Source organism: Pseudomonas sp. C 49-2 (genome assembly GCF_003970195.1).
In the GTDB taxonomy this organism is placed as follows: domain Bacteria; phylum Pseudomonadota; class Gammaproteobacteria; order Pseudomonadales; family Pseudomonadaceae; genus Aquipseudomonas; species Aquipseudomonas canadensis.
On sequence record NZ_RXYG01000006.1, the window covers coordinates 64,194 to 90,732 of the forward strand.

A 26,539-nucleotide genomic window follows, 5' to 3' on the forward strand; every position below is an offset into this window, starting at 1 on the left:
CTTTGCTGGGGTTGATGGCATGAATGACGAGTGGAAAGCGCCCGAAAAGGCTGAAAGCAGTGATGACAAAAGCTGGAAGCTGCTGGAGAAAACCCTTTTGGCCAGCGTTCAGGAGCAGCGTCGTGCACGGCGTTGGGGGATTTTCTTCAAGTTGCTGACGTTCGTCTGGCTTATCGCCATGCTCGCCTTGTTCAGCCCGCTGATGGACATGGAAAAAAGCGCAACCCGTGGCGCCAATTACACCGCGTTGATCGAAGTGCGCGGGGTGATTGCCGACAAGGAGTCCGCCAGCGCCGACAACATCGTCAGCAGCCTGCGTGCTGCGTTTGAAGACCCCAAGGTCAAGGGCGTGATCCTGCGCATCAACAGCCCGGGTGGCAGTCCGGTGCAGTCCGGCTATGTGTATGACGAGATTCGCCGTCTGCGTGGCCTGCACCCTGATATCAAGCTGTATGCGGTGATTTCCGACCTGGGGGCTTCGGGTGCTTATTACATCGCCAGTGCTGCTGATCAGATTTACGCCGACAAGGCTAGCCTGGTGGGGTCCATTGGTGTGACGGCGGCCGGTTACGGGTTTGTCGGCACCATGGAGAAACTGGGGGTGGAGCGTCGCACCTACACGTCGGGCGAGCACAAGTCGTTCCTTGATCCGTTCCAGCCGCAGAAGGCTGACGAGACCCAGTTCTGGCAGGGCGTGCTCGACACCACGCATCGTCAGTTCATTGCCAGCGTGAAGCAGGGGCGCGGCGATCGCCTGAAGGACAAGGATCATCCGGAACTGTTCTCTGGGCTGGTGTGGTCGGGCGAGCAGGCGTTGCCGCTGGGTCTGATCGACGGCCTGGGCAGTGCCAGTTCAGTGGCGCGGGATGTGATTGGCGAGAAGGAGCTGGTGGATTTCACGGTGGAAGAATCGCCGTTTGATCGTTTCTCCAAGCGGCTCGGTGCCAGCGTGGCGGAGAAGCTGGCCTTCTATATGGGCTTCCAAGGCCCGACCTTGCGCTGAGCCGCAGGTTACATGTAGATCAAAATGTGGGAGGGGGCTTGCCCCCGATTGCGGTGGGTCAGCTACGGGTTAGTTGGCTGATCCTCTGCTATCGGGGGCAAGCCCCCTCCCACATTTGGTCTTGTGGTGTTCTCAGGGGGTCTGTACGCCTTCGGCCAGCAGCATGTCTACCAGTCGGATCAGTGGCAGGCCTACCAGGCTCGTCGCATCCGGTCCTTCGGTGCTTTGAAACAGGCTCACGCCCAGCCCTTCAGCCTTGAAACTGCCTGCGCAGTCATAGGGCTGCTCTATGCGCAGGTAACGCTCGATGCGTTCAGCGTCCAACTCACGCATGTGCACCGTAAAAGGTACGCAGTCGACCTGGCAGCGGCCTGTCTCGGCATTGAGCAGCGCCAGGCCAGTCAGGAAACTCACACGCTTGCCACTGGCGGCCAACAGTTGTTCGCGAGCGTTTTCGAAGGTGTGCGGTTTGCCGATGATCCGGCCGTCGAGCGCCGCGACCTGGTCGGAGCCTATAATCAAATGCCCTGGATGGCTGGCGGCGAGGGCGCGGGCTTTCTGTTCGGCCAGGCGCTTGACCAGTTCCACGGCGGACTCATTTTCACGGTGGCTTTCGTCGATATCCGGCGAACTGCAGATGAACGGCAGGTGCAGGCGGCTCAGCAATTCCCGGCGATAAACCGAGCTGGATGCGAGTAATAAAGGCAGCATGGGCGTCTCCTCAGGGCTGCCGGGGATTCTAGCGGGGCGACCGGCTGACGCACAGGGCTGAATTTCCTTTGACATGGCTGGGTGCATCCCTATAATGCTGCGCCTATGTTGAATGACCCGATTCCACCTCACGTTGACCCGCGCAAATTGGCTGATCGTGGCACTTCCCTTCAAGGTGAGTTGCTGCTGGCCGATTTGGAGAGACTCTGCGACCCGCTTTCCGACACTGTCGGTACGGTGCAGGCCAAATTCGTTTTTGAACGAGATGAACGTAAGTCTGTGGTAATCCACAGCTTTATCGACACCGAGGTCAAAATGGTTTGCCAGCGTTGTCTTGAGCTGGTCACCCTGCCGATCCACAGCGAGTGCAGTTATGCTGTGGTGAAGGAGGGTGCGAATACCCAGTCGTTGCCGAAAGGTTATGACGTGCTGGAACTGGGCGAAGATCCTTTGGATCTGCATGCACTGATCGAGGAGGAGCTTCTGCTCGCCTTGCCCATTGTGCCTGCTCATCATCCGGAAGAATGCCAGCAGCCGGCGGGTCTCGATGACGAGCCCGAACCGAGCGAGGACGAGGTAACGCGGTCCAACCCGTTCAGTGTATTGGCGCAGTTAAAGCGTGACCCAAACGTTTAGGAGTTAATCAATTATGGCTGTTCAGCAGAACAAAAAATCCCGCTCTGCCCGTGACATGCGTCGTTCGCACGATGCCCTGACGGCGAGCACTCTGTCTGTAGAAAAAACCACCGGTGAAATTCACCTGCGTCACCACGTATCGCCAGAAGGCGTATACCGTGGTCGTAAAGTGATCGACAAGGGCGCTGACGAGTAATCACTTGTCTGCTCTAGTCATCGCGATAGACGCAATGGGCGGGGACTTCGGTCCCCGCAGCATTGTTCAGGCCTGCATTGCCAGCCTGACTGCAACACCCTCGCTGCACCTGACCCTTGTCGGTCAACCCTCCCTACTTGAAGAACTGATTGCCAGCCATCCGGCGGTGGATCGTGCGCGCCTGACGATTACTCCGGCCAGCGAAATCATCACCATGGATGAAAAGCCGGCCTCTGCCCTGCGTGGCAAGCCCGACTCTTCGATGCGCGTGGCTCTGGAGCTGCTGCGTGATGGCAAGGTGCAAGCCTGTGTCAGCGCCGGCAATACCGGGGCGTTGATGGCGTTGTCGCGGTTTGTACTCAAGACCTTGCCCGGCATTGACCGGCCGGCGATGGTGGCGGCAATTCCAACGCAGAAAGGCTATTGCCAACTGCTGGACCTGGGCGCGAACGTCGATTGCAGTGCCGAGCACCTGTTCCAGTTTGCGGTGATGGGCTCGGTGGCCGCCGAGGCGCTGGGCGTGGCCCGCCCGCGGGTGGCGTTGCTGAATATCGGTACCGAAGACATCAAGGGTAACCAGCAGGTCAAGCTGGCCGCCACTTTGCTGCAAGGCGCGCGTGGCTTGAACTACATCGGCTTTGTCGAGGGTGACGGCTTGTATCGCGGTGAGGCGGATGTAGTGGTGTGCGACGGGTTCGTCGGCAATATCCTGCTCAAGTCCAGCGAGGGCCTGGCGACCATGATTGCCACGCGTATCGAGGCTTTGTTCAGGCGGAACCTGGCGTCCCGTCTCGTTGGCGCCCTGGCGCTGCCGTTGATGCGTCGCCTGCAGGCCGACCTGGCCCCGGCGCGGCATAATGGCGCGAGTTTCCTGGGCTTGCAGGGCATTGTGGTGAAAAGCCATGGCTCGGCTGGCGTAGAAGGCTTTCAAAGCGCGATAGCACGGGCCCTGATCGAGATCCAGGAAAACCTGCCGCAACGCTTGCACGGCCGTCTTGAGGACCTGTTGCCTTAGGCGAATCGGCCCGAGAGTGCTTAAATGTGACCGGCCAGTTCAATTGTCCATCCAATCTGTCAGTTTCGTGCGCTCCCACCGTAGGAGTGCGCATTTTTGACGACCAGATCATTAGGGGCTTGTTACATGTCTACATCCCTCGCATTCGTCTTTCCAGGGCAGGGTTCGCAGTCCCTCGGCATGTTGGCCGAGTTGGGCGCGCAATACCCGCTGATCCTGGACACCTTTAAAGAAGCTTCCGACGCCCTCGGTTATGACCTGTGGGCATTGACCCAGCAAGGGCCGGAAGAGCAACTCAATCAAACCGATAAAACCCAGCCGGCCATCCTGACCGCTTCGATCGCCCTGTGGCGCTTGTGGCTGGCCGAAGGTGGTGCGCGTCCGGCATTCGTTGCCGGTCACAGCCTGGGCGAATACAGCGCGCTGGTGGCTGCGGGCAGCCTGACCCTTGGTGAGGCGGTCAAGCTGGTCGAGCGTCGTGGCCAGTTGATGCAAGAGGCCGTTCCGGCCGGGCAGGGCGGCATGGCCGCGATCCTGGGTCTGGACGATGCCGTGGTGATCGAAGCCTGTGCTGAAGCAGCCCAGGGCGAAGTGGTCAGCGCCGTGAACTTCAACTCACCTGGCCAGGTGGTGATCGCCGGTGCCAAGGCGGCTGTTGAGCGTGCCATCGAAGGCTGCAAGGCCCGTGGCGCCAAGCGTGCGTTGCCGCTGCCGGTGAGCGTGCCGTCGCACTGCGAGCTGATGCGCCCGGCGGCCGAGCGCTTTGCCGAGTCCATCGCTGCCATCAACTGGCAGGCGCCGCAGATCCCGTTGGTGCAGAACGTCAGCGCAGCCGTGGCTGCCGACCTCGACACCCTCAAGCGCGACCTGCTGGAGCAACTCTACAAGCCCGTACGCTGGGTTGAATCGGTCCAGACCCTGGCGGCCAACGGCGCCACCGAGCTGATCGAGTGCGGTCCGGGCAAAGTCCTGGCCGGCCTGAACAAGCGCTGCGCCGACGGCGTGTCGACTGCCAACCTCAATACCCCGGATGCCTTCGCTGCCGCTCGCGCGGCACTGGCCTAATCCCCGAACTAAGGAGAAGCCTGCATGAGTCTGCAAGGTAAAGTTGCACTGGTTACCGGCGCAAGCCGTGGCATTGGCCAGGCGATCGCCCTGGAACTGGGCCGTCAGGGCGCCGTTGTGATCGGCACCGCCACGTCCGCTTCGGGCGCCGAGCGTATCGCCGCGACCCTGAAGGAAAATGGCGTGCAAGGCACTGGCCTTGAGCTGAACGTGACCAGCGATGAGTCCGTGGCTGCCGTATTGGCCGAGATCACCGCACAATTCGGTGCGCCGGCGATTCTGGTGAACAACGCCGGTATCACCCGCGATAACCTGATGATGCGCATGAAAGACGACGAGTGGTACGACGTGGTCGACACCAACTTGAACAGTCTGTTTCGCCTGTCCAAGGGCGTTTTGCGCGGTATGACCAAGGCGCGTTGGGGCCGAATTATCAATATTGGCTCCGTAGTGGGTGCCATGGGCAACGCAGGCCAAGTAAACTACGCCTCCGCCAAAGCCGGTCTGGAAGGTTTCAGCCGTGCCTTGGCACGTGAAGTCGGCTCGCGGTCGATTACGGTCAACTCGGTGGCCCCAGGGTTCATCGACACCGATATGACCCGCGAACTGCCGGAAGCACAGCGTGAAGCTTTGCTGACGCAGATTCCGCTGGGCCGTCTGGGCCAGGCTCAAGAGATCGCGAATGTGGTCACTTTCCTGGCATCCGACGGTGCGGCATACGTGACTGGGGCTACAATCCCGGTGAACGGCGGGATGTACATGAGTTAAATTGTGACGGATCGCTTCAAAAAAATGTCATACGAGCTGTCTAAAATCCGTTATAAAGCTGCAACTTAATTTATAGGCAGGTGGCCGACCGGGTACAGGGTGAAGCTTTCAGTTGAAAAGCTGAAATGGCTTTCTATACACTTACCCACTGGCCAGCTGCCTGAATTTGTCCATTAGGAGTTAAACAAGGTATGAGCACCATCGAAGAGCGCGTCAAGAAAATCGTCGCCGAGCAACTGGGCGTTAAAGAAGAAGAAGTGGTCAACACTGCTTCCTTCGTAGAAGACCTGGGTGCCGATTCCCTTGACACCGTTGAGCTGGTGATGGCTCTGGAAGAGGAATTCGAGACCGAAATCCCGGACGAAGAAGCTGAAAAAATCACTACTGTTCAAGCTGCTATCGACTACGTTACTAGCCACCAGGCGTAATAGTTTGTAGTCGTCGCTTGCTGTCAGGGAAAAACCGCACTGCTGTAACGGCGTGCGGTTTTTTCTTTAGCCCTGATGAAAAACAAGCGCTGAAGCAAAAGTGTCGTCATTAGAAAAAGGAGAGTGCTGTGTCGCGTAGACGCGTCGTAGTCACCGGTATGGGTATGTTGTCGCCACTGGGCACGGATGTGCCGAGCAGTTGGCAGGGCATTCTGGCTGGCCGCAGTGGTATTGGTCTGATCGAACACACGGACCTTTCTGCCTATTCCACCCGTTTTGGCGGCTCGGTAAAGGGTTTCAATGTCGAGGAATATCTCTCGGTCAAAGAATCCCGCAAACTCGACCTGTTCATTCAATACGGCTTGGCAGCCGGTTTTCAGGCAGTGCGTAACGCTGGCCTGGAAGTCACCGACGCCAACCGTGATCGCATCGGCGTGGCCATGGGTTCGGGTATTGGCGGTTTGACCAATATCGAAGAAACCAGCCGCACGTTGCACGATTCCGGCCCCCGTCGAATTTCACCGTTCTTCGTTCCGGGCTCGATCATCAACATGATTTCCGGTTTCCTGTCGATCCACTTGGGCGCACAGGGGCCTAACTACGCTATCGCCACGGCGTGCACCACCGGCACGCACTGCATCGGCATGGCTGCACGCAACATCGCTTATGACGAAGCCGACGTGATGATCGCTGGTGGCGCCGAGATGGCGGCCTGCGGTCTCGGCATGGGCGGCTTCGGCGCGTCCCGTGCGCTGTCGACACGCAACGACGAGCCGACCCGCGCCAGCCGTCCATGGGACAAAGGCCGTGACGGTTTCGTCTTGTCAGACGGTGCCGGCGCCCTGGTGCTGGAAGAGTTGGAACACGCTAAGGCGCGTGGCGCCACCATCTACGCCGAGCTGATCGGCTTCGGCATGAGCGGCGATGCTTACCACATGACTTCGCCACCGTCCGACGGTGCCGGTGCTGCGCGTTGCATCACCAACGCCTTGCGTGACGCGAAGGTCAATGCGGACCAGGTGCAGTACATCAACGCCCACGGCACGTCGACTCCGACTGGCGACTTGGCGGAAGCCGAAGCCATCAAGTCGGTGTTCGGCGAGCATGCCTACAAGCTGGCGGTCAGCTCCACCAAATCCATGACCGGCCACTTGTTGGGTGCGGCGGGCGCGGTCGAAGCGATCTTCAGCGTCATGGCCATCAAGGATCAGGTCGCTCCACCGACCATCAACCTGGATGAGCCGGACGAAGGCTGCGACCTGAACTTCGTGCCCCACGAAGCGCAACCGATGCCGATCGACGTGGTGATCTCCAACTCGTTCGGTTTTGGTGGCACCAACGGTTCCCTGGTGTTCCGCCGGTTCGCTGAGTGATGCACAGCTGGGTCGACGGTCAGCCAGCGGACAGCGTGCCCCTGAAAGATCGCGGCCTGGCGTATGGCGATGGGCTGTTCGAGACCATCGCCGTCAGAGCCGGGCAGCCGGTGCTGCTCGACCGTCACCTGCAACGCCTCGCTGAGGGTTGCAGGCGCCTCGCCTTGGTTGCGGATCATGGGTTGATCCGCAGCGAAGTGCTGGCCTATGCCGCCGCCCTCGGCGACGGTGTCCTCAAGTTGATCCTCACCCGTGGCGACAGCCTGCGCGGTTATGGCATCAACCCTGGCGCGCCGGTGCGCCGTATTTTGCAGGGCAGTCCGCCCGCTACCTATCCTCACGCCCATGCAGTCGACGGCATCCGTCTGTTTGCGTGTGCGACCCGCTTGGCCGAGCAGCCGTTGCTGGCCGGTCTCAAGCACCTCAATCGCCTTGAACAGGTGATCGCCCGTGCCGAGTGGCAAGACGCCGAGCACGCTGAAGGCTTGATGCTGGATGTGTCCGGGCGTGTCATCGAGGGCGTGTTCAGCAACCTGTTCCTCGTGCGCAACGGCTTGTTACTAACCGCTGATCTGACCCGTTGCGGCGTTGCCGGCGTGATGCGTGCCGAGATTCTGGCCCAGGCAGATCGACTGGGCCTCCCGGTGGCCGTGGCCCACATCGATCTTGAGCAGTTGCAGCAGGCCGACGAAGTCTTCGTGTGCAACAGCGTTTATGGCATTTGGCCGGTGCGCGGTTGTGCCGGGATGAGCTGGCCGGTTGGGCCGCTCACCCGTAAACTGCAAGGCATTGTTCGCGCGCTATTGGAAATTTGAGTTGATACGAAAACTGGTTGTACTGCTGCTGATCGGTCTGTTCTCGGCGGCTTTGCTGTTGGGCTATGGCGCCTGGAAATACGACGCGGCCCTGAAGCAGCCCTTGAACCTGACTCAGGAGCAATTGCTCGACGTACCGGCCGGGGCGACCCCCACCGGCACCTTCAATCGCCTGGAAGCCGAGGGTGTGCTGGATGGCGCCTTCTGGTTGCGCCTGTACTGGCGCTTCAACCTTGACGGCCAGCCTCTGCACAGCGGCGAATACCGCATGACCCCTGGCATGACGGCGCAAGGCCTGATCGGCCTGTGGCAGCGTGGCGAAGTGGTGCAATACAGCCTGACGCTAGTGGAAGGCTGGAACTTCCGTCAGGTGCGCTCGGCGTTGGCCAAGCATGAAAAGATCGTGCAGACCCTCGCAGGCCTTAGTGACAGCGAAGTCATGGACAAGCTCGGCCACCCCGGCGTGTTTCCCGAAGGGCGATTCTTCCCCGATACCTATCGCTTTGTGCGTGGCATGACCGACGTCGAATTCCTGAAAAAAGCCTACAACCGCCTGGATGATGTCCTCGCCCAGGAGTGGAGCAAGCGCGCTTCCGATGCGCCGTACACCGACCCTTATCAAGCGCTGATCATGGCCTCCCTGGTGGAAAAAGAGACTGGCGTACCTGAAGAGCGTGGGCAGATCGCCGGGGTATTTGTGCGTCGCCTGAAAATCGGCATGCTGTTGCAGACCGACCCAACAGTGATCTACGGCCTGGGCGAGCGCTACAACGGCAAGTTGACCCGCGCCCACCTCAAGGAAGCCAACCCTTACAACACCTATATGGTCGCCGGCCTGCCGCCGACGCCCATCGCCATGGTCGGCCGCGAGGCGATTCATGCCGCGCTGAACCCGGTGCCGGGCAGCAGCCTGTATTTTGTTGCCCGAGGTGATGGCAGCCATATTTTCTCTGATGATCTGGATGCGCATAATGCCGCCGTGCGTGAGTTCCAGCTCAAGCGCCGCGCCGATTATCGCTCCAGCCCGGCGCCAGTGGTGAAGCCTGCGGAAGATGCAACGCCGCCGGCCGATGTGCCCGTTGAAAAGCCGGCCGAGTCTGCGCCAGATGTTGAAGCGCCGCAAAACCCGCAATAATTCTGACTAAGGACTGCCTGTGACTGGCTTGTTTATAACCCTGGAAGGCCCCGAAGGCGCCGGCAAAAGCACCAACCGTGATTACCTGGCTGGGCGTCTGCGCAGCGAAGGCATTGAGGTGGTGTTGACCCGTGAGCCCGGTGGCACGCCGCTGGCCGAGCGTATCCGCGAAGTGCTGCTGGCGCCGGGTGAAGAGCAGATGAACCCGGACACCGAGCTGCTGCTGGTGTTCGCCGCCCGTGCCCAGCACCTGGCCGAAGTGATTCGTCCGGCCCTGGCACGCGGTGCCGTGGTGATCTGCGACCGGTTCACCGACTCCACCTATGCCTACCAGGGCGGTGGTCGGGGCCTGTCCCTGGAACGCATCGCCACCCTGGAAACCTTCGTTCAAGGCGACCTGCGCCCTGATCTGACCCTGGTCTTCGATCTGCCGGTGGAAGTGGGCCTGGCTCGCGCCAGCGCCCGGGGTCGCCTGGATCGCTTCGAGCTGGAAGGCCAGGCCTTCTTTGACGCCGTACGCACCGCGTTCCTCAAGCGTGCCGCGGCCGAACCTGCGCGCTACTACCTGCTGGACGCCGCCCAACCGCTGGCCCAGGTGCAGCACGCCATCGACGCGCTGTTGCCGACACTGCTGGAGCGCGCCCGTGGCTGAAGCCTACCCGTGGCAGGACAGCCTGTGGCAACAACTGGCCGGCCGCGCGCAGCACGCCCACGCCTACCTGTTGCATGGGCCGGCCGGGATCGGCAAGCGTGACCTGGCCGAGCGCCTCATGGCCAGCCTGCTGTGCCAGCGCCCGGTCAGCCTGGAAGCTTGCGGCGAGTGCAAGTCCTGCCTGCTGCTCAAGGCCGGCAGTCATCCGGATAACTACCTGTTGGAGCCCGAGGAGGCCGACAAGGCGATCAAGGTCGACCAGGTGCGCGACCTCGTCAGCTTCGTGGTGCAGACCGCGCAGATGGGCGGGCGCAAGGTCGTGTTGATCGAACCGGTGGAGGCGATGAACATCAACGCCGCCAACGCCTTGCTCAAGAGCCTCGAAGAGCCGTCCGGCGATACCGTGCTGTTGCTGGTCAGCCACCAGTCCAGCCGTTTGTTGCCGACCATCCGCAGCCGTTGTGTACAGCAGGCGTGCCCGCTGCCGAGCGAGGCCATGAGCCTCGAATGGCTCGCGCAGGCGTTGCCGGACTGCGGTCAGGACGAGCGGGTCGAACTGCTGACCCTGGCGGCCGGTTCGCCGTTGGCGGCGGTCAAGCTGCAAGCCCAGGGCGTGCGTGAGCAACGCGCGCTGGTGGTGGAAGGCGTGAAGAAACTCATCAAGCAGGAAGTGTCCGCCACTCAACTGGCCGAAAGCGCCTGGAAGGACATTCCCCTGCTGCTGCTGTTTGACTGGTTCTGCGACTGGTCGAGCCTGATCCTGCGCTACCAGCTGACCCAGGATGAAAACGGCCTGGGCCTGCCGGACATGCGCAAAGTGGTGCAGTACCTGGCGCAGAAAAGTGCCCAGGAGAAGGTGCTGACGATCCAGGACTGGATCCTCGCCCAGCGCCAGAAGGTACTCGGCAAGGCCAACCTTAACCGCGTGCTGTTGCTTGAGGCGCTGCTGGTGCAGTGGGTTGGCTTGCTCGGCCGCCGTTAAATTCTGTGGCCGACAGGTATATCGTCGGCCAGACACTTTTCGTGACTGAAGTTGTAGATCCCTATGCTCGTAGATTCCCATTGCCACCTCGATCGCCTTGACCTGACCCAGCACGGCGGTTCCCTTGATGCTGCCCTCGAAGCCGCGCGCCAGCGCGGAGTAGGGCACTTCCTGTGCATCGGCGTCAGCGCGGAAAACGCGGCCGACGTCAAGGCCCTGGCTGATCGCTACGCTGATGTGGATTGCTCGGTGGGCATTCACCCGCTGGACCTGAAGCCTGGCGAAGCCCCTGCCCTCGACTGGCTGCTGACTGAGCTCAATCACCCGCGCGTAGTGGCCATCGGCGAAACTGGCCTGGATTACCACTACGAGCCCGAAGCCGCCGAGTTGCAGCAGGCTTCGTTCCGCCTGCACTTGCAAGCCGCCCAGCAGACCGGCAAACCGGTGATCGTCCACACCCGTGGCGCCCGTGCCGACACCCTGACCCTGCTGCGCGAAGCCGCGCTGCCCCAAGCCGGCGTGTTGCATTGCTTCACCGAGGACTGGGACATGGCCAGGGCGGCCCTGGACCTGGGGTTCTACATTTCCCTGTCGGGCATCGTCACCTTCCGCAACGCCGACGCCCTGCGCGACGTTGCGCGCCAAGTGCCGGCCGACCGCTTGCTGGTGGAAACCGACTCGCCGTACCTGGCGCCGATTCCTCATCGCGGCAAGCCAAACCTGCCCGAGTACGTGCGTGATGTGGCGGATTACCTGGCAATGCTGCGTGGCGAGTCCTACGAGCGTTTTGCCGAGCAGACCACCGAGAACTTCAAGCGCCTGTTCCCGCTGGCTCACGTCGCTGGCTGACGCGGCCAAATCCTAGGCAAAAAAAACCCGGGTTCTGGGGGGTGAATCCGGGCTAAGACCATTAGGAGTAAAACAAGGGTACGCGGTCCGTTGGTACCCAGATCGGCGCGTCACTTGGGGGAGATGTCACGCCGACAGTTCAAGTATTGATCAGTATCCGATTCAGTCCAGTCGCGACTGGTCGTTTTTTAAACAGATTTGGAATACGCGCGCTTCGCTTGAGTTCTCATTGGGCAGGTGCACGGCGGCGGTTGTTGCGTATTATTTCTGACTGAGATCCATCAAAACGTTGGCGCGCTGAAAGTAAAGTGCGTTTGCGGTTCACATAGGCATTGCCCAGCGACCGTTCAGTCGGGATAATCCCTCGCACCGGGTAAATCGTATCGCCGCGTATCCGTGGCCGTGCGTAACCCTCCCTATTTTGACCTTTGCAGACCTCTTCCTCATGCACAAAGAACCCCGTAAGGTCCGTGAGTTTCGCCGCCGTGAGCAGGAAATTCTCGACACCGCCCTCAAGCTGTTCCTCGAACAGGGTGAAGACAGCGTCACCGTCGAGATGATCGCGGATGCCGTGGGTATCGGCAAAGGCACGATCTACAAGCACTTCAAGTCCAAGGCCGAGATCTATCTGCGCCTGATGCTCGACTACGAGCGCGACTTGAACGAACTGCTGCATTCGGCCGACGTGGACAAGGACAAGGAAGCCCTGTCCCGCGCCTATTTCGAGTTCCGCATGCGTGACCCGCAACGCTATCGCCTGTTCGACCGTCTGGAAGAGAAGGTGGTCAAGGGGCATCAGGTGCCGGAGATGGTCGAGGAACTGCACAAGATCCGTGCATCGAACTTCGAACGCCTGACCCTGTTGATCAAGGGGCGCATCAGCGAAGGCAAGCTTGAAGACGTGCCGCCGTATTTCCACTACTGCGCCGCCTGGGCGTTGGTGCACGGCGCCGTGGCGCTGTATCACTCGCCGTTCTGGAGTAATGTGCTGGAAGATCAGGAAGGCTTCTTCCAGTTTCTGATGGACATCGGTGTGCGCATGGGCAACAAGCGCAAGCACAGCACCGAGCAGCCGCCGCTGGAATCGCCTTCCACGTAATGATTTGCTGCCACGCGTAGTACCCCAGGAATATACTCAGGCAAGGACTCTTGCTAAAAGCTGATTTATCAGTCAGCTTTTAGCGCGCCCGAATCATCCTCTGCCGGAGTGATCCATGATCGTTGATCGTCAAGGCAGGCGTTTTCGCAATTTGCGGATCAGCCTGACCTCAGCCTGCAATTACGCGTGTACCTACTGCGTGCCGAATGGCAAGCGGCTGGTGGCTGCCCAGGACGAACTCTCGGCCGAGGCCATGGCTCGTGGCGTGGCTTATCTGATCGAGGCCGCCGGCATCGACCGCCTGCGCATCACCGGCGGTGAACCGCTGGTCAGCCCCAAGCTGGAAGCCTTCATGGGCGCCGTCGGGCGGATGGGCCTCAGTGACATCAGCCTGACCACCAACGGCCAACTGCTGGCGCGCAAACTGCCGCTGTTGGTGGACGCCGGGATCAAGCGCATCAACGTCTCCCTCGATACCCTGGATGCGGATGCCTTCCGCAGCATCGCCCGTGGCGGCGACTTGGCCACCGTGCTCGACGGCATGGACCAGGCCCGCGCTGCCGGAATCAAGATCAAGGTCAACATGGTGCCGTTGCGCGGCCAGAACCTCGACCAGGTGATGCCGCTGCTCGATTACTGCCTGGAGCGGGGGTATGAACTGCGCTTTATCGAGTTGATGCGCATGGGTCATCTGGCCAAGGACTCCAACGCGTTCCTGCAGCAGTTTGTCAGCCTGCAACAACTGCTGGGTTTGATCGGTGAGCAGCATGAATACCTGCAAGCCAATGCGCCTGTGGATGCCACTGCCGTACGCTACGAAATCCCCGGTAAAGGCTTCTTTGGTGTGATTGCCAACGAAAGCGTGCCGTTCTGCCGGACCTGTTCGCGGTTGCGGTTGTCGTCCACCGGCTGGTTGCATGGTTGCCTGTCGTCGAGCAACCGTCACTATGTCGGTGACCTGCTGGACAAACCCCGCCATCAAGCGCTGCCAGCGCTGCAGGGCCTGTTGATGAAGGCCTTGGGCGACAAGCAGGAAGTTGCCTTCTCCGGCGGCGCGACCATCATGAAGATTATTGGCGGCTGACGCCGAGCTTGAAGCTTGTAGCTGCTCCCCTGGCCCAGAACCTGCATCTCACGCCCATTCGCCGGTTTTCCGTCACCGGCTTCTGGAGGATTAGGATGCGTAGTCTGGTTTTGTTGCTGGCGTCGTTGACGCTGAGTGGTTGCATGACCGTCAGCGATATGGCCGAAGGCACCCGCTATCAGATGAGCGATGCCGGTTTGCTGGACCACAGCGATACCCGTCGCACCGCCTCGGTTCGCATACAGCCGGACTCTTTCGTGTTTATCGCCCAAGGTGCCTTTGTGCCGCCGGGCAGCGCTTATCCGCGTCCAAACGTGGTGGCCGAGGAAGCCTTCAACGGTTTCATCGAATATTTCCCCATGGTGCGTCGCGCCCGTCAGCCGGAAGGTCTGGAGCAGGCAATGTCCGAAGCCCGTGCGGCCGGCGCTCACTACCTGCTGTACTGTCGTTTCGCCAAGGCGGATGACCGTATCGGCAACGCCGATGAGTGGGCCGACCAGGAAGCCCTCGACCGTGTCGGGCTGGACAGCGGGGTCATCCAGATCATGTTGATCGAGACCAGCACCCAGTATTTGATCGATACTGCACGTATTCGCAGTCGTGGTGGTTTACTGACGTTCCACGACAACAAGCCACAAGATCTGATTGCCCGTCCACTGCGCCAGTACGCCCGCAGCCTGCTGGGCATGAGTGATCAATAAGCACCAGGAGAGCCCCATGACCGATTCCGCCAAGGCTAACGATCTGTTGGCCCAACTGCCCAAGGGCAAGGGACCGGCGCCGGTACACCTGTGGAACCCGGACTTCTGCGGCAATATCGACATGCGCATCGCCCGCGACGGCACCTGGTTCTATCAGGGCACGCCGATCGGGCGCAAGCCAATGGTCAAGCTATTCTCCAACATCATCCGCCGCGATGGCGATGACTACTTCCTGGTCACTCCCGTGGAAAAGGTCGGCATCAGCGTCGATGATGCGCCGTTCGTGGCGGTAACGCTGGAGGTCGAAGGGCAGGGCGAAGGCCAGGTTCTGCGCTTTACCACCAACGTGGACGATCAGGTCGAAGCGGGCCTTGAACACCCCTTGCGGGTAGTGATCGATCCGGTCACCCAGGAACCTGCGCCCTATCTGCGGGTGCGCACCAACCTCGAAGCCCTGGTGCACCGCAACGCGTTCTACCAATTGGTGGAGTTGGCAGTGAGCCGTCCGATCAACGGTCAGAACTGGCTGGGCGTCTGGAGCGGCGGGGAGTTTTTCCGTATCGGCCTGGAGCCGTGAAGCCGGTTTTTTCATCTCCCTGAAATAATTCGCTTGCTGCAAACGGCCGCTTTCGGTTATCAATTTGTACATGATTAGACATGTTCGATTTGATAAGAAAAAACGCGTCGTCGACGAGCTCATCCGCCGTATCGAGGGTGGAGTGATGGCCGACGGTTTCCTGCTGCCGGGCGAGCACCAACTGGCCGAAGAGTTCGCGGTCAGCCGCGGCACCCTGCGCGAAGCCCTCGCCGAACTCAAGCGACGCAACTACATCGCGACCCAGAGCGGCGTCGGCTCCATCGTCACGTTTGACGGTATGGTGCTCGACCAACGCAGCGGTTGGGCCCAGGCCCTGGCCGACACAGGCGCGCGGGTGAAGACCGACATCCTGCGCCTGGAAGCGGTCACCCGCCCGGACCTGTTCAGCCGTTTCGGCACCGATCAGTTCATCGCCCTTGATCGGCGCCGCCGCACCGCCGACGGCACGGCGGTGTCCCTGGAACGTTCGCTGATGCCTGCGTCCGGCGGCCTGGAGAGCCTGCCAAACGTGGGACTGATCGATAACTCCCTGACCATCACCCTGGCCGCCTACGGTTACGTCGGCGCCGAAGGGGACCAATGGATCGGCGCCGAACCCCTCAGCGATGAAGATGCAGAATTGCTTGGTCGCCCCGCAGGCACGGTGTTCCTCAAGGCGTCGCGTACCACCTATGACCGTCGCGAGCGTTTCATGGAGTACGTCGAAAGCTTGCTCGATCCACTGCACTTTCGCCTGCACCTCCAGTTTGGAAACTCGAAATGACCCCGCACAACCGCGCCCTCGGCGCCTTCTACGGCTTGGCCTTGGGCGATGCCCTGGGTATGCCGACCCAGTCCTTGAGCCGCGAGCAGGTCCGGGCGCGTTTCGGTGCCATCACTGGCCTGGAAGATGCCGACGCCGACCAGCCGATCGCGCCGAACATGCCCGCCGGTTCCATCACCGATGACACAGAGCAGGCGATCCTGGTGGGTGAATTGCTGGTGGAAGGACAGGGCGTCATCGAACCGACGGTGCTCGCCCAGCGCTTGATCGACTGGGAAGCAGTGATGCGCGCCAAGGGCTCGCAGGATTTGCTCGGCCCCTCCACCAAGCGTGCGATCGACATGATCCTCGCCGGTCACACGCCGGAAGAATCCGGCCGCTACGGCACCACCAACGGCGCTGCGATGCGCATCACCCCGGTGGGGATCGCCGCCGACGTCAGCGACCCGGCGCGATTTATCCCGGCGGTGATCCAGGCCTGTCAGGTCACCCATAACACCACCCTGGGGATTTCCAGTGCGGCGGCGGTGGCTGCGGTGGTGTCGGCCGGCATCAACGGCGTGGACCTGGGCGAAGCACTCAACATCGGCACCCAGATTGCCCAGCAGGCTGAAGGCCATGGTCACTGGATTGCCGGCGGGCGTATTTCCACGCGCATCAGTTGGGCACGCACTTTGAGCGTCGGCAGTGGCGACAAGGCCCTGTTCGCCGACCTGCTGTATGAATTGATCGGCACTTCCGTCGCGTCCCAGGAGTCGGTGGTGGTGTCGTTTGCCCTGGCCCAGCAAGTGGCGGTGGGTGAGATGAGTGCGTTGGAGGCCTTGTGCCTGGCCGCCAGCCTTGGCGGTGACACAGACACGATTGCCGCCATTCTCGGCGCCATGCTGGGTGCGTGCTTGGGCATGCAGTGCTGGCCTGACGCGATGATCGAACAGGTCAAAGAGGTCAATGGCCTGGAGTTGCAGCCGCTGGTTCAAGAGCTGTTGAAAATGCGCTGAGTCAGGACGACCGGAAACACGATTCGCTTTGTACCCCTGCCACAACCACAACAATACAGGCACCAGGAGCACCCCCTCATGAGCAGCACCTCTTCCGGCCAAAGTGCCGGGCAATTGGAAACACGCGGCATCGAACCGGTCCCTGAAGGGGAGTGCAACGGGCACCCGCTGCAACTGTTCTGGGTGTGGTTCGCCGCCAACATCAGCATCCTCGGTTTGCCGCTCGGCGCCACATTGGTGGCGTTTCGCGGCCTGGCGATCTGGCAGGCGATTATCGTGGCGATCCTCGGCGCTGCCGGTTCGTTCGCGGTGGTGGGCATCATCTCCATCGCTGGCCGTCGTGGGCGTGCGCCGAGCCTGACGCTGTCCCGCGCCATCTTCGGTGTGCGCGGCAATATCGGGCCGACGCTGGTGTCATTGATGTCACGCCTGGGTTGGGAGACCGTCAACACCACCACGGCCGCCTTCGTGCTGCTGTCGTTGTGCTCGATCCTGTTTGGTTCGCCGGTCGAGGCGAAGAGTGCGCCGGTGCTGACCCTGATCTTCATCGCCATCTTCGTCTTGCTGACCCTGTCGGTTTCCGGCCTGGGCCATGCCACGTTGCTGGTGATCCAGAAGTGGGCTACGTATGTGTTTGGCGCCCTGAACATTCTGGTCGGCGGCTTCCTCTGCGCGACCATCGATTGGAGCGCGGTGTTCAACGCCACCCCGGCGCCGCTGAGCGCGATGATCATCGGCGTCGGCACCATGGCTGCCGGTACCGGTATTGGCTGGGCGAATGCCGGTGCCGACATGTCGCGCTATCAGCACCGCAGCGTCACCGCCGTGCGCCTGGTGGCATCGGCCGCGTTTGGCGCAGGCATTCCGCTGGTCTTGCTGATCACCCTAGGCGGCTTGCTGTCGGTGGGCAACAACGACCTGGCCTCGGCCACTGACCCGATCGTCGCGATCCGCGACATGCTGCCGACCTGGATGGCGGTGCCGTACCTGGTCACCGCGTTTGGCGGGCTGCTGCTGTCCAACAACCTGTCGGTGTACTCGGCCGGCCTCACCACCCTGACCCTCGGCTTGAAGGTCAAGCGCGTGCATGCGGTGATCGTCGACATCGTGGCGATCTTCGCCGGCTCGATTTACTTCATGTTGATCGCCGACAGTTTCTACGGCCCGTTCATCACCTTCATCTCGTTGCTGGCAGTGCCGATCACGGCGTGGGTCGGCATCTTCGTGGTTGACCTGATCCACCGTCACTACTACAGCCCCAAGGACCTGCTGGACGTGAGCCCAAGCAGCGCCTACTGGTATCGCGGCGGTGTGGAGTGGCGTGCGTTCGGCGCCTGGGCGGTGGCGATTGCGCTGGGCTTCAGCTTCACCACCATCGGCACCACCGCCGAAAACATCTGGTTCGCCGGGCCTTTGTCCGATTCCTGGCTGGGCCACAACGGCCTGGGCTGGATCGTCACCTTCCTGGTGGCCGGCGGGATTTATGCAGTACTGGGTGGCGCGGCTGACCGTCGCCCGGCTTTGGTAGAGCGTCCTAATGTCTAGATTGCTGCACACCGGCCAGGTCATCGTCGACCTGGTGATGGCCCTCGATACCTTGCCCGCCACCGGCGGCGACGTGCTGGCGCAATCGGCCAGCTTTGAGGCCGGAGGAGGCTTCAATGTGATGGCGGCCGCGCGGCGCAATGGATTGGCGGTGGTTTACCTCGGCCGTCATGGCAATGGGCGCTTTGGTGACCTGGCGCGCGCGGCGATGCACGCCGAAGGGGTTGAAATGGCCCAGACGGTCAGCACCGATAAAGACACCGGTTTGTGTGTGTCGCTGACCGAGGCCACCACCGAGCGCACCTTCATTTCCCATATCGGCGCTGAAGGTGACTTGAGTGCCGATGACTTGGCGCGAATGGTCCCGCAAGCGGACGATTACGTGTATGTCAGCGGCTACAGCCTTTTATTGGAAGGCAAGGCGCAGGCATTGCTCGATTGGCTGCTGGCGCTGCCGCGAGCGATCACCGTGGTGTTCGATCCGGGCCCGTTGGTCAAGGCGTCGGATTCGGCGCTGATGATGGCGTTGTTGCCGCGCATCGATATCTGGACCAGTAATGGCCCGGAAGCCCTGGCATTTACCGGAGCCGGTACGTTGGCGGATGCGCTGGTCGATCTCAATCGTCGCCTGCCCGTTGATGCCTTGCTAGTGGTGCGGGATGGACCGAATGGTTGCTGGGTCAGCCGCAATGGCCAGGCGGAGCATGTGCCGGGTTTCAAGGTAAGGGCGGTGGACAGCAATGGAGCGGGGGATGCGCATGCGGGTGTGTTTATCGCAGGGTTGGCGAATGGCCTGACACCCGCTCAAGCGGCACGTCGCGCCAATGCGGCAGCGGCGTTGGCGGTGACACGCTGGGGGCCGGCTACGTCCCCCGGCACTGCCGAAGTGGATGCTTTAATAGCTGAATAAACCCAATCGAAAATGTGGGAGCCGGGCTTGCCCGCGATGGCGTTCTGTCAGTCACGGAGAATGGTGACTGATACTCCGCCATCGCGGGCAAGCCCGGCTCCCACATTGTGTTGCAGTGCCTTCTGGATTACTGGCGAGTCTCGCTGTCGAGCTTACGCGCCTCATCCACACCCGACGCCGTCAGCTTGATCGGCAGGTTCAACGCATACTCACCGGCAGCGTCAGTGGTCACATGCCCATCCTTGATCAACCCACGGTCCTGCAGGAACGCCAAGACACTGGCCACCTCTTTTTCGCCGCGGTAGTTATCCAGCACCTCCTTGCCCAGACCTTGCGGATGGGCGTGCAGCAGGCGGGTGAGGACTTCTTTTTCAAGGTTTCTATCGACGTTCATGCGTACCTCTTCACTGGGAAATGATCGGGTGTTCGTCTTGCGTTCGATGGGTCAAGGCGCAGGTTGTTTCGGCGCACCTGGGACGTTGGAGTCATCGCCCTTATTGATGTTGGGCTGGTTGATCGCCGGGCCCATTTTGCCGTTACCGACGGCAGCAGGCGCTTGACGCTGGGTATCGTTGCCTTGGGTGCGCGGGTCAGCGCCGGGCTTAATGACCGCGCCACCATTGGTGTCCATGCCAGTACCCATGGATTTCTGCGACTCAGTGGTGGCATCCGGCGTTGGATCGGTTGGCCCGGTGGTCGAGCTGGCGGCAAAGGCGCTCAGCGACACAGCAGACAACAGGCCTGTGAGGGCGAGGGCAGCAAACTTGGAATTTTTCATGAGGGTGTCTCCATATGATTAATGTCCTTACCCTCTATTGGTCAGCCCGGCCTTGGCGTTCGTGCCTTGATGGCGACGAACGGTCTTAGCTCTCCTGTAAGATTTTGTGTGCCGAGGCCCGCCGCCAGATCAGTCTCGCGAGGCTGATCAACCAATTGAGCAACGCCACTGCAGTCACACTCAGCAGCAGCGATTGCAGGCCATACTCGACGATGATCCGCCCCGCCAGCATCGGGAACCCGAACACCCCGACGAAGTACCCGAGGCTGAACAGCAGCAACGCTTGGGACGTGGTGCCAGCGGGGGCTTCATTGGCCACCAGCCCGTTGATCACCGAGTACGTCAGCCCATAACCCACGCCCAGGGTGATGGCGGCGAGCAGGTAGCTGAAGGTCCCCGACACCGTGAAGCCGAACATCAACACCGACACCAGCATCAGCCCCGACAGTACGCACGCCGAGCGATAGGCATCACGCTTGACGACAAGCCCGGCAATCAACAAGCGGCTGGTAATCGCCGCGCTCAGGAAACCCACGAAAAACAGCGAATAGTCCAGGGAATGCGCCGCTGCGTAGCTGGTCTGGAATGAGGACAACCCGCCGAACACACAACCGCCCAGGCCGACCATGATGATCGCGAACACGGCCCTCGATGACAGCACCTGGCGGGTGGCACGCCAGGAAATTTTTGCCACAACCGCGTCTTGTTTGAGATGGGCACCCAGTCGCCAGAACATCACCACGCCCACCAGGCTGGCGAAGGCGGCGATGTAAAACGCGCTGGTCAGCGGCAGCTCCAATGCGCTCGCCGCACGCCCGAGCAAGGGGCCGGCCCCGATCCCGCTCATCATGCTGCCGGACAATAACGCAAAGTACTTGGCCCGCTGCTGCGGTTCTACCAGCATGGCCACGATGATCGGTCCCAAGGTATAGAACACCCCCCAACCGAGTCCCAGGGCCAGGCCAAACCCCATCAAGCCCAGGCCGAAACCTGGCATCAGGGCAAAACCCAGGCATGCCACCACCAACAGCAGGCCCATTCCCGCAATCGCCCGCGCCGCGCCCAGCACATCAGCCAAATGCCCGGAGACCACCACCGCCACAAAGGTGCTGAGCATCGCCATGGAGATCACACTGCCTGCATCGTGCTCGTTACCGCCGCGCGTATGAATCAGCAACGACAACAGAAAGGTCGAGCCGTAAGACAGCGACAACAGAAAACTGGCAAGGCAAAACAGGGCGAACAACGGCGTGCTCACCGCAGACTTGGAATGCATAAGATGGCCTGGAAGTCATTGGAGTTATGCCGGACTTTTTACCATGCACCGCTTTGCCGATTGTTGTGTGGTTGGTGGTGCCAGCGTTAGCCGTGGACGGAGTAAGGGGATGCAGTGAAATTGCACTGCAATCCGTCACGAAAGCGTCTTAGTATGTGTGCTTTGAAATTGCCAAGGCTCGCCCATGACCATCGAGATTCGCCCCGCCGTGCCCAGCGATGCTGCGCAGATCCTGACGTTTATCACCGAGCTGGCCGAGTACGAGAAGGCCCGGCACGAAGTGATCGCCAGTGTGGTGGACATCGAGCGTAGCCTGTTCAGCGAAGGCGCCACCGCCCATGGCCTGATCTGCCTGCGCGACGGCTTGCCGATCGGGTTTGCGGTGTTCTTTTTCAGCTATTCCACTTGGCTGGGCAGCAACTGCCTGTACCTGGAAGACCTCTACATCAACCCGGAACAACGCGGCGGCGGGGCGGGCAAGAAGCTGCTGCGCCACCTGGCGAAGATCGCCTTTGACAACGGTTGCGGGCGCTTTGAGTGGAGCGTGCTGGACTGGAACGAACCGGCGATTGCCTTCTACAAATCCATCGGCGCCCAGCCGCAGGAAGAGTGGGTGCGCTATCGCATGGAAGGCGATGCGCTGCGTGACTTCGCCCTCGGCTAGCTCGCTATTTTGTAAACACTGAAGATCAAATGTGGCAGGGGAAAAACCTCTGCCATTTTTTTGATTTTCGCTCAACATATGGGATGCAAATTTATATATTGAGATATTTCAAATGATGGGTTTATAGTCATCCGCATCAGCACTCACTACCAAAAATAAAACAGGTGAAGCGATGCAGGCACAACCGTTGTCACTCCCCGCCGTGCCCGAGCCAACCTATGGCGAGCGGCTCAAAGGCAAAGTGGTGATCATCACCGGCGCCGCCCAAGGCATTGGCGAGGCAATCGTCGCGTGTTTTCAGGCCCAGCAGGCGCGCTTGATCATTGCGGATATCCAGGGCGAAAAGGTCGAGAGGGTCGCCGCCCACTGGCGCGAACGCGGCGCCGACATCTATGCACAAGCCGTCGACATCACGTCCAAAGATCAATGGCAGACGCTGGTCAACCTGGCTATCGAGCGCTTTGGCCGCGTGGATGTGCTGGTCAACTGCGCCGGCGTCAACGTGTTCCGCGACCCGCTGGAAATGACCGACGAAGACTGGCGCCGCTGCTTCGCCATCGACCTCGACGGTGCCTGGTTCGGCTGCCGCGCGGTGTTGCCGCACATGATCGAGCAAGGCATCGGCAATATCATCAACATTGCGTCCACCCATTCCAGCCACATCATCCCCGGCTGCTTTCCCTATCCCGTGGCCAAGCACGGCCTGCTCGGACTGACCCGCGCCCTCGGCATCGAATACGCGCCCAAAGGCATCCGCGTGAATGCCATCGCGCCGGGTTACATCGAAACCCAGCTCAACGTCGACTACTGGAACGGTTTTCCCGACCCCCACGCCGAGCGCCAGCGCGCCTTCGACCTGCACCCGCCCAAGCGCATTGGCCAGCCGGTCGAGGTGGCGATGACGGCACTGTTCCTGGCGACCGACGAGGCGCCCTTTATCAATGCAACCTGCCTGATGATCGATGGCGGGCGGTCTGTGATGTACCACGACTAAACCGTTTTCCAATAACAAGAACGAGGTGGTTCATGCTCAAGAAGACACTCGGCACCCTGGCCCTCGCGGTCGCGTTCAGCGGCGTTGTATCCGCCGAAGAAGTGAAAATCGGCTTCCTGGTCAAGCAGGCCGAAGAACCCTGGTTCCAGACCGAATGGGCCTTCGCTGAAAAAGCCGGCAAGGACCAGGGCTTCACCGTGATCAAGATCGCTGTGCCCGATGGTGAGAAAACCCTGTCGGCCATCGACACCCTGGCCGCCAACGGCGCCAAGGGCTTCGTCATCTGCCCGCCGGATGTGTCCCTCGGCCCGGCAATCATGGCCAAGGCCAAGCTCAATAACCTTAAGGTGCTGGCGGTGGACGACCGTTTCGTCGACGCCAAGGGCAAGCCCATGGAAGACGTGCCTTACGTCGGCCTGGATGCCTACAAGATCGGCCAGAAACAAGGCGAAGCCATGGCCGCCGAAGCCAAGCATCGCAACTGGGATTGGAAGGAAACCTACGCCGTCATCAACACCTTTGACGAGCTGGAAACCGGCAAGAAACGCACCGACGGTTCGGTAGAAGGGCTCAAGGCTGCCGGCCTGCCCGCAGACCATATCCTGTTCAGTGCGCAGAAGACCCTCGACGTGCCCGGCAGCATGGACGCCACCAACTCGGCCCTGGTGAAACTGCCCAGCGCTGCGAAAAACCTGATCATCGGCGGCATGAACGACAGCACCGTACTGGGCGGCGTGCGCGCCACCGAAAGCGCCGGTTTCAAAGCGGCCAACGTGATCGGCGTCGGCATCAACGGTACCGATGCGATTGAAGAACTGAAGAAAACCGACACCGGTTTTTACGGCTCGATGCTGCTAAGCCCTGACGCCTCCGGCTACAAAACCGCCAGCGCCATGTTCGAATGGGTCACCAAAGGCACCGAGCCTGCCAAGTTCACCGCGTTGGACAACGTGACCCTGATCACCCGCGCCAACTTCAAGGAAGAGCTGAGCAAAATCGGGCTGTGGAAATGATCGGCGCGGCCCTGCGATTCAACGGCATCGGCAAGGAATTTCCCGGTGTGAAAGCCCTGGCGCAAATCAGCTTTGAAGCGCGGCCGCGCGAGGTGCATGCGTTGATGGGTGAAAACGGCGCGGGCAAGTCGACGCTGCTGAAGATTCTCGGCGGCGCCTACCTGCCGAGCAGCGGAACACTGCAGATCGGCGAGCAGACCATGGACTTCAAGTCCGCCGCCGACAGCATTGCCAGCGGCGTGGCGGTGATCCACCAGGAGCTGCATCTGGTGCCGGAAATGACCGTCGCCGAAAACCTGTTCCTCGGGCATTTGCCGACGCGCTTCGGGGTGGTCAACCGCAGTCAATTGCGCAAGCAAGCGTTGGCGTGTCTCAAAGGCCTGGCCGATGAAATCGATCCGGACGAAAAGCTCGGACGCCTGTCACTGGGTCAGCGCCAACTGGTGGAAATCGCCAAGGCGTTGTCCCGTGGCGCCCATGTGATTGCCTTCGACGAACCCACCAGCAGCTTGTCGGCGCGGGAGATCGACCGCTTGATGGCGATCATCACCCGCCTGCGCGATGAGGGCAAAGTCGTGCTCTATGTGTCGCACCGTATGGAAGAGGTGTTCCGCATCTGCAACGCGGTGACGGTGTTCAAGGACGGCCGTTATGTGCGCACTTTCGACGATATGAACGCGCTGACCCATGACCAGTTGGTGACGTGCATGGTCGGTCGCGATATCCAGGACATCTACGATTACCGGCCACGGGAACAGGGCGACGTAGCGCTTAAGGTCGGGGGTTTGCTCGGACCAGGCCTGCGTGAGCCGGTCAGCTTGCAGGTGCACAAGGGCGAGATTCTTGGCCTGTTCGGATTGGTCGGGGCAGGGCGCACGGAGCTGTTTCGGCTGCTGAGCGGTTTGACTCGCAGCACCGCCGGTAGCCTTGAACTCTGCGGGCAAACATTGCAATTGCGTTCACCCCGCGACGCGATTGCTGCCGGCGTCTTGCTGTGCCCGGAAGACCGCAAGAAGGAGGGGATCATTCCGCTGTCCAGTGTGGCCGAGAACATCAATATCAGCGCGCGCGGTGCCCATTCCACTTTTGGCTGGCTGTTGCGCGACGGCTGGGAAACCACCAACGCCGACCGGCAGATCAAGGCGATGAAGGTCAAGACGCCCAACGCCGAACAGAAAATCATGTACCTCTCCGGCGGCAACCAGCAGAAGGCCATTCTCGGCCGCTGGCTGTCGATGCCGATGAAGGTGCTGCTGTTGGACGAGCCGACCCGTGGTATCGACATCGGCGCCAAGTCGGAGATCTACCAGATCATCCACAACCTCGCCGCCAGCGGTATTGCGGTGATCGTGGTGTCCAGCGACCTGATGGAAGTGATGGGCATCAGCGACCGCATCCTGGTGATGAGCGAAGGCGCCCTGACCGGCGAACTCACCCGCGACCAGGCGGACGAAGCACGGCTGTTGCAACTGGCTCTCCCGCGTTCGCGGGCTTGAAGAATTCGAGGTGAATGATGTCTGAGGTAAAAACTGCAAAGGGCTTCTGGCCGGGTTTCAACCAGCGCAAGTTCCTCGATGACTGGGTGATGTTGCTCGCCGCGTTGAGCATCTTCGTGCTCAGTGCGTTGTTTATCGATAACTTCCTTTCGCCGCTGAACATGCGCGGGTTGGGCCTGGCGATTTCTACCGTGGGTATTGCGGCGTGCACCATGCTGTTCTGCCTGGCGTCGGGGCACTTCGACTTGTCGGTGGGCTCGGTGATTGCCTGTGCCGGTGTGGTCGCGGGCATTGTGATCCGCGACACCGACAGCGTGGTGCTCGGCGTGTCCGCTGCGTTGGCCATGGGCCTGGTGGTGGGACTGATCAACGGCATTGTCATCGCCAAGCTGCGTATCAACGCATTGATCGCGACCTTGGCGACCATGCAGATCGTGCGTGGACTGGCGTACATCTTTTCCAACGGCAAGGCCGTCGGCGTGATGGATGAAGGTTTCTTCGTGTTCGGCAACGGCCAACTGATGGGCGTGCCGGTGCCGATCATCATCACCGTGCTGTGCTTTGTGTTCTTTGGCTGGCTGCTCAACTACACCACCTACGGGCGCAACACCATGGCCATCGGCGGTAACCAGGAAGCGGCGTTGTTGGCCGGGGTGAATGTTGATCGTACCAAGATCATCATCTTTGCCGTGCACGGCCTGATTGGAGCGTTGGCCGGGGTGATTCTTGCGTCGCGCATGACCTCGGGCCAGCCGATGATTGGCCAGGGGTTTGAGCTGACCGTGATCTCGGCGTGTGTATTGGGCGGGGTGTCGTTGAGTGGCGGCATCGGCATGATCCGTCACGTGATTGCCGGGGTGCTGATTTTGGCGATCATCGAGAATGCGATGAACCTGAAGAACATCGACACCTTTTACCAGTACGTTATCCGTGGCTCCATCCTGTTGCTGGCCGTCATCATCGACCGCATGAAGCAGCGCTGATTGGGTCAT

The 26,539-nt window shown here is 60.9% G+C and carries 30 protein-coding genes; 26 read left to right on the forward strand and 4 right to left on the reverse strand.

The features are described from left to right. Positions 1-19 precede the first annotated feature (19 nt). Positions 20-1,003: a S49 family peptidase gene (locus EJ576_RS13460; protein ID WP_126570510.1), complete on the forward strand. Its 984-nt coding sequence runs from the start codon at positions 20-22 to the stop codon at positions 1,001-1,003. A gap of 132 nt (positions 1,004-1,135) precedes the next feature. Here the strand turns inward: EJ576_RS13460 and EJ576_RS13465 are convergent, their stop codons facing one another. Further along, the gene (locus tag EJ576_RS13465) at positions 1,136-1,714 is read right to left on the reverse strand and encodes a nucleoside triphosphate pyrophosphatase (protein WP_122726444.1); all 579 of its coding nucleotides are present in this window, start codon (positions 1,712-1,714) and stop codon (positions 1,136-1,138) included. Positions 1,715-1,819: 105 nt separating this feature from the next. On the opposite strand from EJ576_RS13465, the gene EJ576_RS13470 reads away from it, so the two are divergent. From EJ576_RS13470 to EJ576_RS13565, 20 genes are all read left to right on the forward strand, one after another. Then, complete coding sequence (locus EJ576_RS13470; RefSeq protein WP_010566563.1) at positions 1,820-2,350, forward strand: YceD family protein; 531 nt, start codon at positions 1,820-1,822, stop codon at positions 2,348-2,350. Positions 2,351-2,363: 13 nt separating this feature from the next. Then, entirely contained in the window at positions 2,364-2,546 is a 183-nt protein-coding gene (rpmF, locus tag EJ576_RS13475) for a 50S ribosomal protein L32 (RefSeq protein WP_008152339.1), read from the forward strand. Positions 2,547-2,550: 4 nt separating this feature from the next. Beyond that, positions 2,551-3,561: a phosphate acyltransferase PlsX gene (gene plsX, locus EJ576_RS13480; protein WP_122726446.1), complete on the forward strand. Its 1,011-nt coding sequence runs from the start codon at positions 2,551-2,553 to the stop codon at positions 3,559-3,561. Positions 3,562-3,687: 126 nt separating this feature from the next. Beyond that, the gene (gene fabD, locus EJ576_RS13485; RefSeq protein WP_126570511.1) at positions 3,688-4,626 is read left to right on the forward strand and encodes an ACP S-malonyltransferase; all 939 of its coding nucleotides are present in this window, start codon (positions 3,688-3,690) and stop codon (positions 4,624-4,626) included. A gap of 24 nt (positions 4,627-4,650) precedes the next feature. Next, the gene (gene fabG / locus EJ576_RS13490) at positions 4,651-5,394 is read left to right on the forward strand and encodes a 3-oxoacyl-ACP reductase FabG (protein ID WP_005790544.1); all 744 of its coding nucleotides are present in this window, start codon (positions 4,651-4,653) and stop codon (positions 5,392-5,394) included. A 191-nt stretch (positions 5,395-5,585) separates the two neighbouring features. Further along, the gene (gene acpP, locus EJ576_RS13495) at positions 5,586-5,822 is read left to right on the forward strand and encodes an acyl carrier protein (protein WP_003175607.1); all 237 of its coding nucleotides are present in this window, start codon (positions 5,586-5,588) and stop codon (positions 5,820-5,822) included. A 128-nt stretch (positions 5,823-5,950) separates the two neighbouring features. Continuing rightward, a complete protein-coding gene (gene fabF / locus EJ576_RS13500; protein ID WP_058427473.1) occupies positions 5,951-7,195 on the forward strand; it encodes a beta-ketoacyl-ACP synthase II in 1,245 nt (414 codons plus the stop codon). After that, positions 7,195-8,010, forward strand: coding sequence for an aminodeoxychorismate lyase (pabC, locus tag EJ576_RS13505; RefSeq protein WP_028617577.1), 816 nt, complete (start codon positions 7,195-7,197; stop codon positions 8,008-8,010). The genes fabF and pabC overlap by 1 nt, the downstream gene beginning before the upstream one ends. A 1-nt stretch (position 8,011) precedes the next feature. Beyond that, the gene (gene mltG, locus EJ576_RS13510) at positions 8,012-9,145 is read left to right on the forward strand and encodes an endolytic transglycosylase MltG (RefSeq protein ID WP_126570512.1); all 1,134 of its coding nucleotides are present in this window, start codon (positions 8,012-8,014) and stop codon (positions 9,143-9,145) included. A 19-nt stretch (positions 9,146-9,164) separates the two neighbouring features. Beyond that, positions 9,165-9,797 carry a dTMP kinase gene (gene tmk, locus EJ576_RS13515; RefSeq protein ID WP_126570513.1) on the forward strand — a complete coding sequence of 211 codons (633 nt, stop codon included), beginning with the start codon at positions 9,165-9,167 and terminating at the stop codon, positions 9,795-9,797. Next, positions 9,790-10,779, forward strand: coding sequence for a DNA polymerase III subunit delta' (locus tag EJ576_RS13520; protein WP_123474572.1), 990 nt, complete (start codon positions 9,790-9,792; stop codon positions 10,777-10,779). Before tmk ends, EJ576_RS13520 begins: the two co-directional genes overlap by 8 nt. A 63-nt stretch (positions 10,780-10,842) precedes the next feature. After that, positions 10,843-11,628: a TatD family hydrolase gene (locus EJ576_RS13525; RefSeq protein WP_126570514.1), complete on the forward strand. Its 786-nt coding sequence runs from the start codon at positions 10,843-10,845 to the stop codon at positions 11,626-11,628. A gap of 445 nt (positions 11,629-12,073) precedes the next feature. Continuing rightward, a complete protein-coding gene (locus EJ576_RS13530; RefSeq protein WP_016979740.1) occupies positions 12,074-12,727 on the forward strand; it encodes a TetR/AcrR family transcriptional regulator in 654 nt (217 codons plus the stop codon). Between the two features lie 115 nt (positions 12,728-12,842). Beyond that, the gene (locus tag EJ576_RS13535; protein ID WP_126570515.1) at positions 12,843-13,811 is read left to right on the forward strand and encodes a GTP 3',8-cyclase MoaA; all 969 of its coding nucleotides are present in this window, start codon (positions 12,843-12,845) and stop codon (positions 13,809-13,811) included. Between the two features lie 95 nt (positions 13,812-13,906). Next, entirely contained in the window at positions 13,907-14,512 is a 606-nt protein-coding gene (locus EJ576_RS13540) for a DUF4823 domain-containing protein (RefSeq protein ID WP_016979738.1), read from the forward strand. Positions 14,513-14,528: 16 nt separating this feature from the next. Beyond that, entirely contained in the window at positions 14,529-15,089 is a 561-nt protein-coding gene (locus EJ576_RS13545; protein ID WP_028617570.1) for a DUF1285 domain-containing protein, read from the forward strand. Between the two features lie 70 nt (positions 15,090-15,159). After that, positions 15,160-15,873 (forward strand): GntR family transcriptional regulator, encoded by a 714-nt coding sequence (locus EJ576_RS13550; protein ID WP_126570516.1) that lies wholly within the window; start codon positions 15,160-15,162, stop codon positions 15,871-15,873. Beyond that, the gene (locus tag EJ576_RS13555; protein ID WP_126570517.1) at positions 15,870-16,871 is read left to right on the forward strand and encodes an ADP-ribosylglycohydrolase family protein; all 1,002 of its coding nucleotides are present in this window, start codon (positions 15,870-15,872) and stop codon (positions 16,869-16,871) included. The genes EJ576_RS13550 and EJ576_RS13555 overlap by 4 nt, the downstream gene beginning before the upstream one ends. A gap of 78 nt (positions 16,872-16,949) precedes the next feature. Continuing rightward, positions 16,950-18,416, forward strand: coding sequence for a cytosine permease (locus EJ576_RS13560; RefSeq protein ID WP_126570518.1), 1,467 nt, complete (start codon positions 16,950-16,952; stop codon positions 18,414-18,416). Continuing rightward, on the forward strand, positions 18,409-19,326 hold the full coding sequence (locus EJ576_RS13565) for a PfkB family carbohydrate kinase (protein ID WP_126570519.1): 918 nt from the start codon (positions 18,409-18,411) through the stop codon (positions 19,324-19,326). The genes EJ576_RS13560 and EJ576_RS13565 overlap by 8 nt, the downstream gene beginning before the upstream one ends. A gap of 127 nt (positions 19,327-19,453) precedes the next feature. Here EJ576_RS13565 and EJ576_RS13570 read toward each other — a convergent pair whose 3' ends face one another. The 3 genes from EJ576_RS13570 to EJ576_RS13580 form a co-directional block, all read right to left on the reverse strand. After that, a complete protein-coding gene (locus EJ576_RS13570; protein WP_122726465.1) occupies positions 19,454-19,720 on the reverse strand; it encodes a hypothetical protein in 267 nt (88 codons plus the stop codon). A gap of 51 nt (positions 19,721-19,771) precedes the next feature. Then, a complete protein-coding gene (locus tag EJ576_RS13575; protein WP_126570520.1) occupies positions 19,772-20,104 on the reverse strand; it encodes a hypothetical protein in 333 nt (110 codons plus the stop codon). Between the two features lie 85 nt (positions 20,105-20,189). Continuing rightward, complete coding sequence (locus EJ576_RS13580) at positions 20,190-21,380, reverse strand: MFS transporter (protein ID WP_126570521.1); 1,191 nt, start codon at positions 21,378-21,380, stop codon at positions 20,190-20,192. A 184-nt stretch (positions 21,381-21,564) separates the two neighbouring features. On the opposite strand from EJ576_RS13580, the gene EJ576_RS13585 reads away from it, so the two are divergent. From EJ576_RS13585 to araH, 5 genes are all read left to right on the forward strand, one after another. Continuing rightward, the gene (locus EJ576_RS13585; protein WP_010208407.1) at positions 21,565-22,044 is read left to right on the forward strand and encodes a GNAT family N-acetyltransferase; all 480 of its coding nucleotides are present in this window, start codon (positions 21,565-21,567) and stop codon (positions 22,042-22,044) included. A 172-nt stretch (positions 22,045-22,216) separates the two neighbouring features. Next, complete coding sequence (locus tag EJ576_RS13590) at positions 22,217-23,038, forward strand: SDR family oxidoreductase (RefSeq protein WP_122726469.1); 822 nt, start codon at positions 22,217-22,219, stop codon at positions 23,036-23,038. Between the two features lie 32 nt (positions 23,039-23,070). Continuing rightward, the gene (locus EJ576_RS13595) at positions 23,071-24,051 is read left to right on the forward strand and encodes a substrate-binding domain-containing protein (protein WP_122726471.1); all 981 of its coding nucleotides are present in this window, start codon (positions 23,071-23,073) and stop codon (positions 24,049-24,051) included. Then, entirely contained in the window at positions 24,048-25,547 is a 1,500-nt protein-coding gene (gene araG / locus EJ576_RS13600; protein ID WP_126570522.1) for an L-arabinose ABC transporter ATP-binding protein AraG, read from the forward strand. The genes EJ576_RS13595 and araG overlap by 4 nt, the downstream gene beginning before the upstream one ends. Before the next feature lie 17 nt (positions 25,548-25,564). Next, entirely contained in the window at positions 25,565-26,530 is a 966-nt protein-coding gene (gene araH, locus EJ576_RS13605) for an L-arabinose ABC transporter permease AraH (protein ID WP_028617559.1), read from the forward strand. Positions 26,531-26,539: the final 9 nt, after the last annotated feature.